This window comes from Rhodococcus sp. G6(2025) (assembly GCF_058628105.1).
In genome coordinates, this window is the sequence record NZ_CP179750.1 from 3110034 (window position 1) to 3126892 (window position 16859).

Here is a 16859-nt window from a genome sequence, read left to right on the forward strand (position 1 = left end):
TCCCCGAGGTTAGACAAATTGTCCGGATCCGGGATCAACATCGGGTGACGCGCCGGATCAGGTCCTCCCAGGCGGCGCCGAGCCGCTCCACGGACATCCCGAGGTCGCGCAATTCGTGCAGTACCAGCGTGGCTTCGAGGGGTGCGAGCAATGAGCAGGCGAGCAGTTCGTGGTCGCCCTGCACCCCGGCCGCGCGGAGCAGGGACACGACGTGGCGCACGGAGACCGCCCGGGCGGGTGCGGCGAAACGGAACTCGAGGGAATTCTCGGCCGCGCGCTGGACCTCACCCTGTACCTCGACGATCGCGATGCGGGCGTGCCCGAAGGCGATCAGTCGGTCGATCGGGTCGGCGCCCGGTCCGAGCGGCGGTGGACCGAACATGAACGACTGCTGGAGTTCCCGTTCGGTGTGGTCGAGGAGTGCGTGCATGAGGCCCGACCGGCTGCCGAACCGGCGGAACACTGTGCCCTTGCCCACACCGGCCTTGCAGGCGACCGCGTCCATCGTGACGGCGTCGACGCCGCGCTCCGCGACCAGCAGCGCAGCCGCGTCGAGCAGACGACGCCGATTACGTGCGGCGTCTCCGCGTTCCGGGGGATCGACCCCGATCTGGGGCAGCAGGGGACTGGTCACGCCTCGCATCCTACCGTGACGGGAACATAAGTGGACCGCGGTCCGTTTAGTTGCTATACATGTTCACGAGTCGCCCTACGCACCATCGAAGGATTATTGACATGTCACAGACCAACGTTCTCGTTCTCGTCGGCAGCCTCCGCGCCGCCTCGGTCAACCGTCAGCTCGCCGAGACCGCGATCGCCGTGGCGCCCGACGGTGCCGAGGTGACCGTGTTCGACGGCCTCGGAGACGTCCCCTTCTACAACGAGGACATCGACGTCGCCGGTTCCATCCCCGCCGTCGAGGCGCTGCGTGAGGCCGCCGGCCGCGCCGACGCGCTCCTGCTCCTCACGCCCGAGTACAACGGCACCATCCCCGCCGTCCTCAAGAACGCCATCGACTGGATCTCCCGGCCGTACGGCACCGGCGCCGTCAAGGACAAGCCCGTCGCCGTCATCAGCGCCTCACCCAGCGGCAACGGTGCACAGTGGGCGCACGAGGACACCCGCAAGGCCGTCCGCATCGCAGGCGGCAAGGTCCTCGAGGACGTCACCCTCGCCATCGGCGGCACCATCGACAAGTTCGGTGACCGGCACCCGCGCGAGAACGCCGAGGTCGCGCAGCAGGTTGCCGACGTCGTCGCCAGCCTCGTCGACGCCACGAAGCAGCTCGTCGACGCCTGACGATCCGCTCGCGCGCGGCGCCGTCGTCGCTACAGCCCGGTCCGATCCAGGGCTGCGTCGACGGCGTCGCGCACCGAGTCGAAGTCTTCACCGGCCGCCAGGGCAGAGTCCCTGGCGGCTTCTATCTGTTCGCGCACCGTCTCGTACCGGGTGACCCACTCCTCCTTGTTGTCGCGCCAGTAACCGATGACGTCGTAGCGGTCCGCATGCCAGCCCAGGTCATGTCGTAACCAGCGCCGCACCACCCGCGACACCTTCGCCTCGCCCGCGAACCACACGTATCCCGGTGCATCCGGGCGCGGCCAGTCGCGGGCCGCCTCGGCGAGCAGACTGTCGCCGGCGCCGTTTCCGCTCCCGTCCAGCCACGTCATGGTCAGCGCGGCATCGGTGGCGAACTGCTGCCGGTCCTCGGGGGTCGTGACCTCCGCGATGACGTGCACCCGCGGCGAGCCGGGCAATTCCTCGAGTATCCGGCCGACGGCGGGCAGTGCCGTCATGTCGGCGAGGAGGAGTTGCCACTCGGAATCGGCGGGCGGCGCGTACCACCCCGAGGCGGTGGAGAACCCGAGCGTCTCACCGGGGCGCGCGCGAGCGGCCCAGTGCGCCGCGGTTCCGCCCGCGTGGACGGCGAAATCGATGTCCATCTCCAGGGCGTCCGGATCCCAGCGGCGGACGGTGTAGCTGCGCTTCTCCGCGCCGTCGGGTGGGAAGGCCAGGAGCAGGCGCTCGTCCGGCCGCCCGCTGGACTCGAATCGACCGAGATCTCCGCCCGCGAGGGTGATCCTCTGCATGTTCGGCGTCACCCGCGTCGTGCGCGCCACGGATGCCGACCAGGGGAGGTGGTCCAGGGAGTCGTCGGACATGCGCTCACGGTACCGGGGCCGGCAGGCAGTTACCGGTCGGCAAGCATGGGGAGCACGTCGTGTGCGACGCCCCGGTGTGCCCGGCCGCGGGCGGTCGGGGAGCGGTGTCTCCGGGTGGGGCGAGGGCTGCGCTCGGAGGGTGCCGCCATGGTCCGGCGGAGTCGTCTCCGGCCGGTGCGGGCGGTGCTCTCCCGAAGGACGTAAGCTCCCGGAGCGTCTACGTAGACCTCATACCATCCGCCACTCGTGTGGCGGGCGTCTGAGATGTACGTGTGTCACGGCTACCCGTATCACCGTGCGGTGGTGTGGGTTGAACCGTGTCCCACACCGACGCTTGTGGCGCAGGAACATGCCGTTTCGGAGTCACCCCCATCCACGGTGTCACGGTGGGCAGGCTGCGGCGGACCCGGCGATGCCGCGGCGTGCTCGGTGTCGGAGTGTTCTTGTCGCGACACTTGCGCACCGGCGCATGCTCGGCGCCCCGGACCGCGGGCAACTGCCCACGCCGACGAGTGACTTTGCCTTTACCGAGCAGTGCGCGTTTGGCCAGGTTCACCCCGGCGATGTGGTCGCGGTTGCCGCCGACCCGGCAGCCCGGGCACCACGCGTCGTGGTAGCCGCCGGGGCGGGCAAGCGGTTCGTCGCAGCCCGGACACAATGCGGACGATCCCCGGGCCGGCACCGAAACCACCGTGATCCCGGCACCCGCGGCGGTGTGCGCGAGGGCGGCGACGGCTTGGCGGCGGGCGGACTGCGCGGCCCGATTGTTGTTGACCCGTCCGTGTCCGCGGGTCTCGAGGGTGCTGAGATCCTCCACCGCGATCATCTCCGCGTCCGCCGCGGCGGCGTACTCGGTGACCTGGCGGGCGAAGTGGAAGGCGAGTTCCCGGTTGATCCTCCCTCTCTTGACACCCACCGCCTCGCGATGCTTGTTCAGGACGGCGATCTTCGCCTCCAACTCGGCGCGGACCTCCGGTGGGGCGGCGGCGGCCAATTGCGTCAACCGGGCCGCCTTGGCGTGCAGCAGCTGCCCCTCGGCCTGCAGGCGCGCCAGTTTGACGCCGAGGCCCCGGTCGTCGTAGGTCCAGCCCCGGTAATCCGACACCAGCCCCTCCGGGTGGTCCGCGGTGATGGCGGCGGCACCGAGGGTGCGCGGGGACCAGTCCACCCCGACCGCGACGGCGGCCGAGGCCAGGTCGTTCGCAGGGACGAGTTCGGTCGCCGCGCACCGCCACAACAGACCCCGGTGGTCGAGGACCAGGGTCGGCAGATGCCAGTCGATGACAGTTCTGTCATGCAGGTGCGCGGGGATAGTTGCGGTGAGCCGGACCCGCCGCCACTGCGCCCGCCCCACCGGGGCGGGGCTGGTGGGCAGCTTCACCGTCAACACCAGCTCACGGACTGTCGCGGTGATCCGTGCGAGCTGCCGGTCGGCGGCGGAGAGCTGGGCCATCGCGCTCGCAAGCGGTGGTCCCTGCAGGTCGGTGATCCGCAACCGGCCGGCCGGTGCCCTGTCGGTGCGGCGGGCGTGTGCGAGGAGCTGTCGCCGCACGCCTCGCGCGTAACCCGAGGGCACATAGTCGCCCGGCTCGGTGGGTGCGGTCAGACGACCGGTGTCCGGGTCGAATCGGGCCGACAGTGCCGCGATCGCGGTATCTCGGTAGGCCAGGGTCCGCAGGGTCGCCGTTACCTGCGCGGTCACCACCCGCGTGACCCGCGACGGCACGTAGACCCCGTCCGGATAGATCGGGTTCCAGCCGAGACGCGCCGCGGTGACATGCCCCTGCGCCGGCAGCCTGCGGTCCTGGCGGTCACGACCGGCGGCGAGCACGTCGAACGTCGCCGGCTGCCACAGCCGAGACACCAACTCGCCGCCGGCCGCGGCGACCAGATCGAGGAGCCACCCCACCCGGATATCGACATCGTCGAGTCCGATCGGCTCCTCGGTCGCATCGTCGACCGCCAAGTACGCGCGGGTGGTGAACGCGAACTGCCGCGGCACAGTCGATCCCGGCCCGGTCATACCCGGCACAATTCGGGATCGGTCAGCACCTTCACATTCCGACACGCGCGGACCATGATGCACCAGCCGTCCGCCGGCACCGCCGGTGACAAGAACCCGCGAACGCCCGAGATGCTCACCGGTTAACCCATTCCCAACCGTGCCGCGGCGTCGTGGCTGCCTGATCGTAATCGAGCGGCCAGCGGGCGCGCGTGCAACGTAGCAAGACGGTCGAGCGGGAGACCCCGTCGTTGATTCTGTTTCGACCACAGCGCCCAGAGAACCGGCCGGACAACGATGCCGGCACCGCCCTGACGTCATCCATCAACCCTCCCACCAGCGATCTGTCGCTCCTGTCTCGTAAGACCTCGACTGTAACGCCGGCCTCCGACAAGTACCGCCCGATCCAGCCCACCGGCGAACTGGGCCAATCGATCTCGCCACACCACCCGCACCGCCGTGAACCGACCCTCGGCCGCGTTGTCGAGCATCCGGCCCAACCCCGCCCGCTGCCCCCGCCGACCCGGGCCCGCACACCCCCATCCGGGCGGCCTGCACTGATAGGAGTCGAGGTCCGCGCGGTCAAAAGATTCGGTGATCCGAACCGGTGCGCCCAGAAGGCCACCGGCCCTCCCTGCCGCCTTGCGCACCCAACCACCGACATCCCAAGTCGCCTAACCAATTCACACCGGCAGACAGTGTCAGAACCTATCGATTAGATTAGATATATCGGCAACAGTTAAAAGCCTCCAGTGCAGGAGCGCGATGAGAGGGGAGTCCCGCGTCACACCGACGATGTGATGTGCGACACGCCAGAGCGAGCACGAAATTTATGGTCCGCGGGATGGCGACCTGGGAATTTCATCAATGTGACTCACAACATCTCGGGTTAAGTGTTTCTGTCGGCCACTAGGTGTAGTGTCTTGAGCACTGAGAGACCACAACGAGAACCGACTCGGTGAGCATCTCCATCGGGGGTCACCGCCATCTCGATCAGGGGAAGTCTCAGTGCGCTGAACACACACTTCGTCAGCTCCATTCGGCAGTGGAAAGAGGGACTTCATGAGCATCACCGTCTACACCAAGCCCGCTTGCGTTCAGTGCAATGCCACCTACCGGGCCCTCGACAAGGCGGGTATCGAATACTCCGTCGTCGACATCACCGAAGACCCCGAAGCCCGGGACTACGTCATGGCACTGGGATACCTGCAGGCGCCCGTGATCGTGGCCGGTGACGAGCACTGGTCGGGCTTCCGCCCCGACCGCATCAAGACCCTCTCGGCAAACGCTGCTTGAAGCGAGGCGATCGCACCGCCCGAGGCGGAGATCGAACCGATTCCCGGGCGGCAGTAAACGGTAGTACTAGTCCAGATGGTGGAAACCGATGACATCGCTGGTGTACTTCTCCAGCGCCTCGGAGAACACGCACCGATTCGTCCAGCGGCTCGGGCTGCCTGCGACGCGCATACCCATTCATGACCGCGAGGGAACCTTCGAGGTTCGCGAACCCTACGTGCTGATCGTCCCCACCTACGGCGGGGGAACGACGGCCATGGGCCGCGACACCAGTTACGTCCCGAAGCCGGTCATCCGATTTCTCAACAACACACACAACAGGTCGCTGATCCGAGCAGTGATCGCGGCAGGAAACACCAATTTCGGTGAATCCTATTGCTTTGCAGGAAACATCATTTCTCAGAAATGCCACGTTCCCTACCTCTACCGCTTCGAACTCATGGGCACAGCCGAGGACGTCGAGCGGGTCAGGGCCGGTCTGGGTGAATTCTGGGATCACTTAGACGACGAGGAGCACGAGAAGTGGCGCCGACCATCACAGACACCATCGACGCGGGGAGCGTAGAGCGCGACGCGCGCGGTGGAGACTCGACGAACGGTCTCGATTACCACGCACTCAACGCAATGCTCAACCTGTACGGCCCCAACGGTGAGATCCAGTTCGACAAGGACGTCGCCGCCGCCCGCCAGTACTTCCTGCAGCACGTCAACCAGAACACCGTCTTCTTCCACAACCTGGACGAGAAACTCGACTACCTCGTGGAGGAGAACTACTACGAGCCCGAGGTCCTCGACCAGTACTCGCGCGCGTTCGTGAAGTCGCTGATCGATCACGCCTACGCCAAGAAGTTCCGCTTCCCGACGTTCCTGGGCGCGTTCAAGTACTACACCTCGTACACGCTGAAGACGTTCGACGGCAAGCGCTACCTGGAGCGGTTCGAGGACCGTGTCTGCATGGTCGCGCTCACGCTCGCCGCCGGCGACGAAGAGCTGGCGACCAAGCTCGTCGACGAGATCATCGCCGGCCGGTTCCAGCCCGCCACCCCCACGTTCCTCAACTCCGGCAAGAAGCAGCGCGGCGAGCCCGTGTCCTGCTTCCTGCTGCGTATCGAGGACAACATGGAGTCGATCGGCCGCTCCATCAACTCCGCCCTGCAGCTGTCCAAGCGCGGCGGCGGAGTTGCGTTGCTGCTCAGCAATGTTCGCGAGCACGGTGCCCCGATCAAGAAGATCGAGAACCAGAGCTCCGGTGTGATCCCGATCATGAAACTGCTCGAGGATTCCTTCTCGTACGCCAACCAGCTCGGCGCGCGACAGGGTGCGGGCGCGGTGTACCTGCACGCGCACCACCCGGACATCTACCGCTTCCTCGACACCAAGCGGGAGAACGCCGACGAGAAGATCCGCATCAAGACGCTGTCGCTGGGTGTGGTCATCCCGGACATCACGTTCGAGCTGGCGAAGAAGAACGAGGACATGTACCTCTTCTCGCCGTACGACGTCGAGCGCATCTACGGTGTCCCGTTCGCGGACGTCAACGTCACCGAGAAGTACTACGAGATGGTCGACGACAAACGGATCCGCAAGTCGAAGATCAAGGCGCGCGAGTTCTTCCAGACCATCGCAGAGCTGCAGTTCGAGTCGGGCTACCCCTACATCATGTTCGAGGACACGGTGAACCGGGCCAACCCCATCGAGGGCAAGATCACCCACTCCAACCTGTGCTCGGAGATCCTGCAGGTCTCGACGCCGTCGCTGTTCAACGACGACCTCTCCTACAGCGAGGTCGGCAAGGACATCTCCTGCAACCTCGGTTCGCTGAACATCGCGAAGACCATGGACTCGCCCGACTTCGCACGCACCATCGAGGTGTCGATCCGCGCCCTCACCGCGGTGTCCGATCAGACGCACATCTACTCGGTGCCGTCGATCGAGCAGGGCAACAACGACTCTCACGCCATCGGCCTCGGGCAGATGAACCTGCACGGGTACCTGGCCCGTGAGCGGATCTTCTACGGCTCCGACGAGGGCATCGACTTCACGAACATCTACTTCTACACCGTCGTGTTCCACGCGGTGCGGGCGTCCAACCGGATCGCCATCGAGCGGGGCACCCACTTCAAGGGCTTCCCGCAGTCCAAGTACGCGTCCGGCGAGTACTTCGACAAGTACACCGATCAGGTGTGGGAGCCGAAGACGGAGCGGGTGCGTCAGCTGTTCGCCGAGTCCGGTGTGCACATCCCGACGCAGGACGACTGGCGCGAGCTGAAGGCGTCCGTGCAGAAGTACGGCATCTACAACCAGAACCTGCAGGCCGTCCCGCCGACGGGCTCGATCTCGTACATCAACTACTCCACCAGCTCCATCCACCCGGTGGCGTCGAAGATCGAGATCCGCAAGGAAGGCAAGATCGGCCGCGTCTACTACCCGGCGCCCTACCTGACCAACGACAACCTGGAGTACTACCAGGATGCCTACGAGATCGGGTACGAGAAGATCGTCGACACCTATGCCGCCGCGACGCAGCACGTCGACCAGGGGCTGTCGCTGACGCTGTTCTTCAAGGACACCGCCACCACCCGCGACATCAACAAGGCCCAGATCTACGCGTGGCGCAAGGGCATCAAGACGCTGTACTACATCCGGCTGCGTCAGATGGCTCTGGAGGGTACCGAGGTCGAAGGTTGCGTTTCCTGCATGCTGTAGGCGGCTCCGCCGCCCGTGAGTACTTGTCAACCGCCGGCGGTTGACAAGTACTCACAGCCGAACGAAGTGAGGAATCAATGGTCAAGCTGGTGAGTCGCGTATCCGCGATCAACTGGAACCGCGTCCAGGACGAGAAGGACGCCGAGGTGTGGGACCGTCTCGTCGGCAACTTCTGGCTGCCCGAAAAGGTGCCGGTGTCCAACGACATCCCGTCGTGGGGGACGCTCACGCCGCAGGAGAAGCAGCTCACGATGCGGGTGTTCACGGGGCTGACGCTCCTCGACACCATTCAGGGCACCGTGGGCGCCGTCAGCCTCATCCCCGACGCCATCACCCCGCACGAAGAAGCGGTGTACACCAACATCGCGTTCATGGAGTCGGTGCACGCCAAGAGCTACAGCTCGATCTTCTCGACGCTGTGCTCCACCCGCGACATCGACGACGCCTTCCGCTGGTCCGAGGAGAACCCGAACCTGCAGCGCAAGGCCGAGATCGTCATGGACTACTACCAGGGCGACGAGCCGCTCAAGCGCAAGGTGGCCTCCACCCTGCTCGAGAGCTTCCTGTTCTACTCCGGCTTCTACCTGCCGATGTACTGGTCGTCGCGGGCGAAGCTCACCAACACCGCCGACCTCATCCGCCTCATCATCCGTGACGAGGCCGTGCACGGGTACTACATCGGCTACAAATACCAGAAGGGTCTCGAGCAGCTCACCGAGGCCGAGCGCGACGACCTCAAGAACTACACGTTCGAGTTGCTCTTCGAGCTCTACGACAACGAGGTCGACTACACCCAGGACCTCTACGACGAGGTGGGCCTCACCGAAGACGTCAAGAAGTTCCTGCGGTACAACGCCAACAAGGCGCTGATGAACCTCGGCTACGAGGGTCTGTTCCCGAAGGACGAGACGGACGTCAACCCGGCGATCCTGTCGGCGCTCTCACCCAACGCGGACGAGAACCACGACTTCTTCTCCGGCTCGGGCAGCTCCTACGTCATCGGCAAGGCCGTCAACACCGAAGACGAGGACTGGGACTTCTAGAGCGACCCAGGCCTGTCGCCCGATGTCACACCGGTTCAGTTCGACTGCACCGGTGTGACATCGGGCGAACTGCGTTCAGCGGCGGAACCACGCCTCGGGCTCGTCCTGCAGCGCCTTGTCGAGCCGCAGTCGCGACGACGGGGTCAGATCCGGCGGCAGCGCGTCGGGGGAGAACCAGCCGACGTCGTGGTTCTCGTCGTCCGACACGGTCGCCTGCCCGCCGACGTACCGCGCGAGGAAGCACACGTCGAGATACTGCGCGACGTCGCCGTTGGGGTAGGTGATCGGATCGGTGACGTCGACGCTCGTGATCCGGACCAGTTCCGCGTCCACGCCGGTTTCCTCGCGCACCTCACGCAGCGCCGCGGGTCCGGGTTCCTCCCCGGGTTCGAGGATGCCGGACACGACGGCCCATTTTCCGTTGTCGACGCGCCGCGTCAGCAGCACCCGGCCGTCGGCGTCGCGCACCACGACAGTCACCCCGGACAGCCACAGCGGCGCAGTGCCGACGTGGCCGCGCAGGGCGGTGACGAACTCGGGGACGGGCACCGGGCCTCCTAGCCGACGTAGCCGTTCAGCGTGTTCCGCAGGTCGGTGAGCATCGCGCGTGCGGCGACGACACCGTTTCCGCCCCACACGTCGCCCTCCACGGCGAAGACCCGCTTGTCGGAGGCCGCCTCGAGGTCTTCCCATGCCTCACCGGACATGATGTCCTCCGCGTGCGCGGTGCCCCCCTCGCCGTCCAGGACGGCGTAGATGAGGTCGCCCTCGGCCTGGTCGATGTCGGATTCGGTGATCGGTTCGGTGACTGCGCCGTCGAGGTTCTGATAGGCGGGCCGCCGCACTCCGGCGTCGGTGAGGACCTGGCCGGCGAACGTGGCCGGACCCTCGACCTCCATGCTGTCGGCGTCGAAGCGGACGACGGACGCTTGTGTCTGCGCTGCGTCGATGTCGACGCCGAGTTGCCTGGCGTCCTGCTGGTACTGCTCGAGCGCGGCCGTCGCCGCATCGGCCCGGCCCAGGGCGTTGCCGGCGAGGAGGAACTGGGCTTTCCAGTACACGGGGTCGGAGCCGACGAACACGGTGGGCGCAATGGGGGAGAGCGCGCCGTACAGCTGGTCGGACGCCGGACTCGATCCGAGGATCAGGTCCGGGTCCGCCTGCGCGATCTTGTTCACGTCCGGGGCGTCGACGGATCCGACGCCCGGGATCTCGGAGATGCCCGTGCCGAGGTAGCCGGGCTGAGGTGAGTCCCCGTCGACGGTCGCCGCGCCGACCACGTTCTTCCACAGACCGAGTGCGCACACCGCGTCCAGTGCGGCGCTGTCGAGCACCACGATCCGCTGCGGATCCGACGGAACGTCGCTCTCGCCTTTCGTGTGGACCACCCGGTGCGTCGAGCCGGCCGCGAGTGCGGCGTCGACAGGGGCCGGCCCGGCGCAGGCGGTCGTGGTGTCCCGCTCGATGCCGACCACACCGGCTCCGGCGATCTGCGTGGTGGTCCGGACGATGGACGCTGCGGGATCGTCGTCGGACGGTTGAGAGCAGCCGGCGACTGCGAGCACAGCGACGGCGGCGACGAGACCGGTGGACGCGCGGCGGGCGGAAAACCTACGAGGGGACAATTCGGCGACTTCCTGTGTGTGCGGGCGCGTTCAGGTTAGCCGCTGTGCTTGTCAACCCCGAACGTGTCCGACAGGTCGTCGAGGATGAGGTGCGCGCCCTGGATGCTGACCGGCGACATCCAGCGGGCGTCGTCGACGTCGATCTTGCGTCCCTTCAGCGTCTGCCACAGCGGGCTCTCCAGGAACGGCTTCGCCGCTTCGGCGCTCTTGCCGGCCGGGTCCTGCCAGGTGCTGACGAAGATGGCGTCGCCCTCCGCCTCGCTGATCAGCTCGGGGCTGATGGCTTGCATGATGTTGTCGGGGTCGGCCGGATCGGGGCCCTGGCTCTGCGGACGAGCGAGCCCGGCGTCCGAGAGGACGATCCCGCTGAACGAGGTGGTGCGGTAGAGGCGTGCCGTCGGCTCGCCCGCGAACCGGACGACCGAGATCACCGGATTCGACGCCGTGTCATTGATCTCCGCGCCGACGGCCGCGGCCCGCTCCTCGTAGGCGCCGATCTTCTGCTCCGCGAGTTCTTCCTTACCCAGTGCCTTGCCGACGAGACGGATGTTGTCCTTCCAGGTGGGCCCGGTCGTCTCGGTGAAGATGGTCGGCGCGATCGCGGACAGTTGCTCGTAGTTCTTTCCGTCGCGCACCTCGGCGGAGATGATCAGGTCGGGTTGCAGCGCGGCGATCTGCTCGAGGCTCGCGGTGCTGACCTTGCCCACCGACTCGGCTTCGGCCGCGAACTCGTCCCGCGAGGCGCCGAGGTAGTCGGGCAGGCCGGGTTCGCGGTAGTCGACGTATCCGACGAGTGGCGCCTCGAGGAGGAGGACGGCGTCGGTGAAACTGTTGTCGAGTGCCACGATGCGCTGCGGTTCGGCCGGGATCTCGGTGCTGCCGCGGAAATGGTCGACGGTGCGGGGGAACTGCCCGGTCGACGACGTGGTGCCGGACGCGGCGGCGGAGTCGTCGCTGCTGGAGCAGGACGTGATCGAGAAAGTGGCTGCAGCGGCCAGTGCGACCGCGCCGGCGACTACCCGGCGTCGGGAGAGAACGTTCACATGAAGCTCCTGATCGAAAGTTAGGTGAGCGAAACCTTAACACCGGGGTTTCGGCGTGTCGGAGCCTTCGTGTCGCACGCGACGACCGGTCGCGTGCGACACGCCGGACCGCGTGACAGTGAGCACTCCCCGGCGCGACAAACCGCAGGTCGCATCCGCCACAATTTGCTCTGAGTCCGGGTAAGTACGACAGTGGGTAGGACCCAGTCGGAGGCCGCTCAGGGCACGGTCTACGATTCGATGAGCGCAAGCCAGAGACCGTTCGCCTCGCAGCCCGGGGACGGACGCGCATTCAGGAGGATCAGTGACTGCCGTAGCGCCCCAGCCAGTCCCCGCGATAGCTGCAGCCAGGCCTTACCCGCCGCGGCAGGGACCCAAGGGCTCGTTCATCTTCAAAATGATTACGACCACCGACCCCAAGGTGCTCGGAATCATGTACTTGACGACCTCGATCGCGTTCTTCCTCATCGGTGGTCTCATGGCCCTGATGATGCGCGCCGAGCTCGCTGTGCCCGGTATGCAGTTCTTGTCGAACGAGCAGTTCAACCAGCTGTTCACGATGCACGGCACGATCATGCTGCTGCTGTACGCGACGCCGATCGTGTTCGGGTTCGCCAACTACATCCTGCCGCTGCAGATCGGTGCCCCCGACGTGGCGTTCCCGCGACTCAACGCGTTCAGCTACTGGCTGTACGTGTTCGGCGCGATCATCACGACCGCAGGCTTCATCACCCCCGGCGGTGCCGCAGACTTCGGCTGGACCGCCTACACGCCCCTGACGAGTGCGCTGCACTCCCCGGGCGTCGGCGCCGACCTCTGGGTCATGGGCCTCGCGGTCGCCGGCCTCGGCACCATCCTCGGTGGTGTCAACATGATCACCACCGTCATCTGCCTGCGTGCACCCGGCATGACCATGTTCCGCATGCCGATCTTCACGTGGAACATCTTCATCACCAGCATTCTGATTCTGCTGGCGTTCCCGCTGCTGACCGCTGCGTTCATGGGCCTGTTCGTGGACCGTCACCTCGGTGGCCACATCTTCGACCCGGCCACCGGCGGCGTACTGCTGTGGCAGCACCTGTTCTGGTTCTTCGGTCACCCCGAGGTGTACATCATCGCGCTGCCGTTCTTCGGCATCGTCTCGGAGATCTTCCCGGTCTTCAGCCGTAAGCCCGTGTTCGGTTACAGCGGCCTGGTCTACGCGACCCTGGCGATCGCCGCGCTCTCCATCGCGGTGTGGGCGCACCACATGTACGCCACCGGCGCCGTGCTGCTCCCGTACTTCTCGTTCATGACGTTCCTGATCGCCGTTCCTACGGGTGTGAAGATCTTCAACTGGATCGGAACCATGTGGAAGGGGCAGTTGACGTTCGAGTCGCCGATGCTGTTCTCCATCGGCTTCCTGATCACGTTCCTCTTCGGTGGTCTGTCCGGCGTCATCCTCGCGAGCCCGCCGCTCGACTTCCACGTCACGGACACCTACTTCGTGGTCGCCCACTTCCACTACGTGGTCTTCGGCACCGTCGTGTTCGCCACGTACGCCGGCATCTACTTCTGGTTCCCGAAGATGACCGGACGCATGATGGACGAGCGTCTCGGCAAGTGGCACTTCTGGACCACGTTCATCGGCTTCCACGGCACGTTCCTCGTCCAGCACTGGCTGGGTAACGAAGGTATGCCGCGTCGCTACGCCGACTACCTGCCCTCGGACGGCTTCACGTTCCTGAACACCTTCTCGACGATCTTCGCGTTCGTCCTGGGTGCCTCGACGCTGCCGTTCATCTGGAACGTCTTCAAGAGCTACCGGTACGGCGAGGTCGTGACCGTCGACGACCCGTGGGGTTACGGCAACTCCCTCGAGTGGGCCACCAGTTGCCCGCCGCCGCGGCACAACTTCACCGAACTGCCGCGCATCCGCTCCGAGCGTCCCGCGTTCGAGCTGCACTACCCGCACATGGTCGAGCGGATGAAGGCCGAGGCGCACGTCGGACCGGGCCACGGTGGCAAGCACGCCAGCACCGTGCTCGAGAAGGAACGCCACGAGCCGCTGACCGTCGGCGACGAAGGCGACCCCGGAACCGACACCGGCCGCTGACACATCAGTTTCGGAAAGGCCCCGCCCCCACACCGGGCGGGGCCTTTCAGTTGGCACAATGGGTGCCGGACAAGCCGCGCGAGCAACATGATCGGAGTACATCGGTGGGTGCAGCTGACACCACTGTTCTGGTGACCGTGACGGGCCCCGACCGACCCGGCGTCACCTCGGTGCTCTTCGGGTCGCTCTCCCGCCACGACGTGAGCCTTCTCGACGTGGAGCAGGTGGTGATTCGTGGGCGACTGACCCTCGGTGTCCTGGTGGCCTGCCCCGAGAACGGGGAAGCGCTGCAGGAGGAACTCGAAGAGGCGATGGCCACCGTCGGGATGTCGGTGGACGTCGAGATCGGTGCCGATCCCGGCAGGCAGTCGCTGTCCACCCACGCCGTGGTCGTGCTCGGTAGTCCGGTGTCGGCTCGCGCACTGCGTTCGGTGGCGCGGGAGATGGCGACCCTCGGGGTCAACATCGACTCGATCCGCGGCGTCGCCGACTACCCGGTGACGGGCCTCGAACTGCTTGTGAGTGCTCCCGGAACCGCGGAGGCGGACAAGAGTCTGCGCACCGTGCTGGCTGAAGTGGCCGTGCGCGAGAACGTCGACATCGCCGTCGAGCGCGGGGGACTGGCTCGTCGCGCCAAACGGCTCATCGTGTTCGACGTCGATTCGACCCTCGTCCAGGGCGAGGTCATCGAGATGCTCGCCGCCCGCGCGGGCGTCGAGGACGAGGTGCGCGCCGTCACCGAATCGGCGATGCGCGGCGAAATCGACTTCACCGAATCCCTGCATCAGCGGGTCGCGACCCTCGCCGGCCTCGACGCCTCCGTGATCGACGACGTCGCGGAAAACTTGGAACTGACACCGGGCGCTCGCACCACCATCCGGACGCTCCGCAGGCTCGGCTTCCACTGCGGCGTGGTGTCCGGAGGTTTCCGGCAGGTCATCGAGGGCCTGGCCCACGAACTGGAACTGGACTTCGTGCAGGCCAACACGCTCGAGATCGTGGACGGCAAGCTCACCGGCCGGGTGATCGGAGACATCGTGGACCGGGCCGCGAAGGCGACCGCGCTGCGGAAGTTCGCCGGACAGGTCGGCGTCCCGATGGAACAGACGGTGGCGGTCGGCGACGGCGCCAACGACATCGACATGCTCAACGCGGCAGGGCTGGGCATCGCGTTCAACGCCAAGCCCGCTCTGCGGGAGGTCGCGGACACCGCTTTGTCGCACCCCTTCCTCGACGCCGTGTTGTTCATTCTCGGGGTCACCCGCGACGAGGTCGAGGCCGCCGACGCAGTGGACGGCGTGGTCCGACGAGTCCCGCTGTCGTGACGGAATCGTGCCGCGACGCGGTTGCCGGGGAAACCGGTGACGACGCCCTGTGGGCGGCGCGTCACGCCGTCCTCGCGGCCGGATACGGCGGCCGGCCGGATCCGGACGACCCGGCGCAGGTTCTCGCCATGCCGATCGTGCTGCACATTCCCAAGGCCGACCCCCCGCCGCGTAGCGCCCTGCTCGAAGCTGCCGCGACCGCGGCGGTGGCGTTGTGCCTCGACTCTCGCGTCGGCCCCGACGACACCGGCGCGCCCGGACCGTGGCAGGAGGATTACCTCGCCTGGATCGGGTCCCGGATCCGCAAGGTGTCGCGGCGTGCGCGGGGAGCGGGGTGGCGTGCGGCGCAGGAGGTCGACGGAATCACCGTCGACGTCGACGGTGCCCAGGCGCGCGCACTCGTGCCCGTCGCCGTCGGCGCACTCGACCCCCGCATCCGGAAGTTGCAGATCGGCGGCACCGATCTCGACCACGACGACCCCGGGGAGATCCCGGACGGGATTCCGGTGCTGTGGATCAACTCCGCCCTGGACATGACGGTGGGGAAGGCCGCGGCGCAGGTGGGTCACGCGTCGATGCTGCTCGCCGGTGCAATGACCACCGAGCAGGCACGCGCGTGGGCGGCCACCGGCTACCGCTGCGCCGTGCGGGATGCCGACGTCGGACTGTGGGAAGACCTGACCATCGAGGTGGTGCGGGGCAGGGCGGTCGCGGTGCGGGACGCCGGTTTCACCGAGGTGGCTCCCGGATCGATGACCGTGATCGCCTGCCCCTGAGCGTCGACGCATCGTCGGTCCAGTGCCTGTGTCGTGGCTATGGGATGCGGCAGGATTTCCCGGAACACTGACGGTCATGCTCGCTCGACGCCTGATCGCATTGCTCGCCGGACTGTGGCTGTACGGCTTCTCGATGGCCATGATGATCACCACCGGCCTCGGCCTCGACCCCTGGGATGTGTTCCATCAGGGGGTCGCGGATCGCACACCACTCAGTTTCGGTGCGGTGACCGCGCTGACCGGTGTCGTGGTGCTCGCACTGTGGATCCCGATCCGTCAGAAACCGGGATTCGGCACGATCGCCAACGTCGTGGTCATCGCCGTCTCGGTGGACACGTCGCTCGCGTTCCTCGAACCCGCCGACTCCCTTGTCGTGCGCATCGTGGTGATGCTCGGCGGCGTGGTCCTCAACGCGCTCGCCACCGTGCTGTACATCGGTGCGGGGATGGGTCCCGGACCGAGGGACGGTCTCATGACCGGTCTGGTCGCGCGGACCGGGCTGTCGGTGCGGGTGATCCGCACGTCGATCGAGGTGACCGTGCTGGCCACCGGCTGGTTGCTCGGCGGCACCGTCGGGGTGGGCACCGTCGTCTACGCGCTGGGCATCGGCCCGCTCATCCAGCTGATGATGCGCTTCGGCGGCATCTACCCGACCGCACGGAAGACGAGCAGCGTCGGACCGGACAGTGCGATCGTGGAGTCTCCCGAGATCGGGCCGCCCGGCGCGGGTGCGCCGTCGGGCGATGTCGAGTCGAATTCGGCGAGCACCGTCCCGTAGAACCATTC

General features: G+C 66.7%; 15 protein-coding genes. 9 read left to right on the forward strand and 6 right to left on the reverse strand.

Annotated features, from left to right (window positions below; all coding sequences use genetic code 11):
• Nucleotides 1-34 precede the first annotated feature (34 nt).
• On the reverse strand, nt 35-634 hold the full coding sequence (locus tag ACLIVD_RS14160; RefSeq protein ID WP_280781693.1) for a TetR/AcrR family transcriptional regulator: 600 nt from the start codon (nt 632-634) through the stop codon (nt 35-37).
• A gap of 101 nt (nt 635-735) precedes the next feature.
• On the opposite strand from ACLIVD_RS14160, the gene ACLIVD_RS14165 reads away from it, so the two are divergent.
• Nucleotides 736-1299: an NAD(P)H-dependent oxidoreductase gene (locus ACLIVD_RS14165; protein ID WP_280781694.1), complete on the forward strand. Its 564-nt coding sequence runs from the start codon at nt 736-738 to the stop codon at nt 1297-1299.
• Nucleotides 1300-1328: 29 nt separating this feature from the next.
• Here ACLIVD_RS14165 and ACLIVD_RS14170 read toward each other — a convergent pair whose 3' ends face one another.
• Together ACLIVD_RS14170 and ACLIVD_RS14175 are read right to left on the reverse strand one after the other, a co-directional pair.
• On the reverse strand, nt 1329-2162 hold the full coding sequence (locus ACLIVD_RS14170) for a siderophore-interacting protein (RefSeq protein WP_418340894.1): 834 nt from the start codon (nt 2160-2162) through the stop codon (nt 1329-1331).
• A gap of 217 nt (nt 2163-2379) precedes the next feature.
• Nucleotides 2380-4185: a zinc ribbon domain-containing protein gene (locus tag ACLIVD_RS14175; protein WP_283335262.1), complete on the reverse strand. Its 1806-nt coding sequence runs from the start codon at nt 4183-4185 to the stop codon at nt 2380-2382.
• Nucleotides 4186-5226: 1041 nt separating this feature from the next.
• Between ACLIVD_RS14175 and ACLIVD_RS14180 the strand changes: the two genes are divergently transcribed.
• From ACLIVD_RS14180 to nrdF, 4 genes are all read left to right on the forward strand, one after another.
• On the forward strand, nt 5227-5460 hold the full coding sequence (locus ACLIVD_RS14180; protein WP_005240286.1) for a redoxin NrdH: 234 nt from the start codon (nt 5227-5229) through the stop codon (nt 5458-5460).
• A gap of 88 nt (nt 5461-5548) precedes the next feature.
• Nucleotides 5549-6025, forward strand: a complete 477-nt coding sequence (nrdI, locus tag ACLIVD_RS14185; protein ID WP_005259574.1) for a class Ib ribonucleoside-diphosphate reductase assembly flavoprotein NrdI — start codon at nt 5549-5551, stop codon at nt 6023-6025.
• Nucleotides 5983-8166, forward strand: coding sequence for a class 1b ribonucleoside-diphosphate reductase subunit alpha (gene nrdE / locus ACLIVD_RS14190; RefSeq protein WP_005240290.1), 2184 nt, complete (start codon nt 5983-5985; stop codon nt 8164-8166). The genes nrdI and nrdE overlap by 43 nt, the downstream gene beginning before the upstream one ends.
• A gap of 77 nt (nt 8167-8243) precedes the next feature.
• Complete coding sequence (gene nrdF, locus ACLIVD_RS14195) at nt 8244-9209, forward strand: class 1b ribonucleoside-diphosphate reductase subunit beta (protein WP_005240291.1); 966 nt, start codon at nt 8244-8246, stop codon at nt 9207-9209.
• Between the two features lie 75 nt (nt 9210-9284).
• On the opposite strand, the gene ACLIVD_RS14200 is transcribed toward nrdF, so the two are convergent.
• The 3 genes from ACLIVD_RS14200 to ACLIVD_RS14210 are packed head-to-tail and all read right to left on the reverse strand — an operon-like array spanning nt 9285 to nt 11877.
• Nucleotides 9285-9758 carry an NUDIX hydrolase gene (locus tag ACLIVD_RS14200; RefSeq protein WP_491932604.1) on the reverse strand — a complete coding sequence of 158 codons (474 nt, stop codon included), beginning with the start codon at nt 9756-9758 and terminating at the stop codon, nt 9285-9287.
• Between the two features lie 8 nt (nt 9759-9766).
• Entirely contained in the window at nt 9767-10834 is a 1068-nt protein-coding gene (locus ACLIVD_RS14205) for an iron-siderophore ABC transporter substrate-binding protein (protein WP_491932605.1), read from the reverse strand.
• A gap of 35 nt (nt 10835-10869) precedes the next feature.
• Entirely contained in the window at nt 10870-11877 is a 1008-nt protein-coding gene (locus ACLIVD_RS14210; protein ID WP_105413088.1) for an ABC transporter substrate-binding protein, read from the reverse strand.
• 304 nt (nt 11878-12181) lie between these two features.
• Between ACLIVD_RS14210 and ctaD the strand changes: the two genes are divergently transcribed.
• The 4 genes from ctaD (at nt 12182) to yczE (ending at nt 16851) form a co-directional block, all read left to right on the forward strand.
• Nucleotides 12182-13972: an aa3-type cytochrome oxidase subunit I gene (gene ctaD, locus ACLIVD_RS14215; protein WP_011598346.1), complete on the forward strand. Its 1791-nt coding sequence runs from the start codon at nt 12182-12184 to the stop codon at nt 13970-13972.
• 104 nt (nt 13973-14076) lie between these two features.
• Complete coding sequence (gene serB, locus ACLIVD_RS14220; protein WP_105413087.1) at nt 14077-15297, forward strand: phosphoserine phosphatase SerB; 1221 nt, start codon at nt 14077-14079, stop codon at nt 15295-15297.
• Nucleotides 15294-16073 (forward strand): aminoacyl-tRNA hydrolase, encoded by a 780-nt coding sequence (locus ACLIVD_RS14225; RefSeq protein ID WP_283354676.1) that lies wholly within the window; start codon nt 15294-15296, stop codon nt 16071-16073. The genes serB and ACLIVD_RS14225 overlap by 4 nt, the downstream gene beginning before the upstream one ends.
• A 76-nt stretch (nt 16074-16149) precedes the next feature.
• Nucleotides 16150-16851, forward strand: coding sequence for a membrane protein YczE (yczE, locus tag ACLIVD_RS14230; protein ID WP_283354675.1), 702 nt, complete (start codon nt 16150-16152; stop codon nt 16849-16851).
• Nucleotides 16852-16859 lie beyond the last annotated feature (8 nt).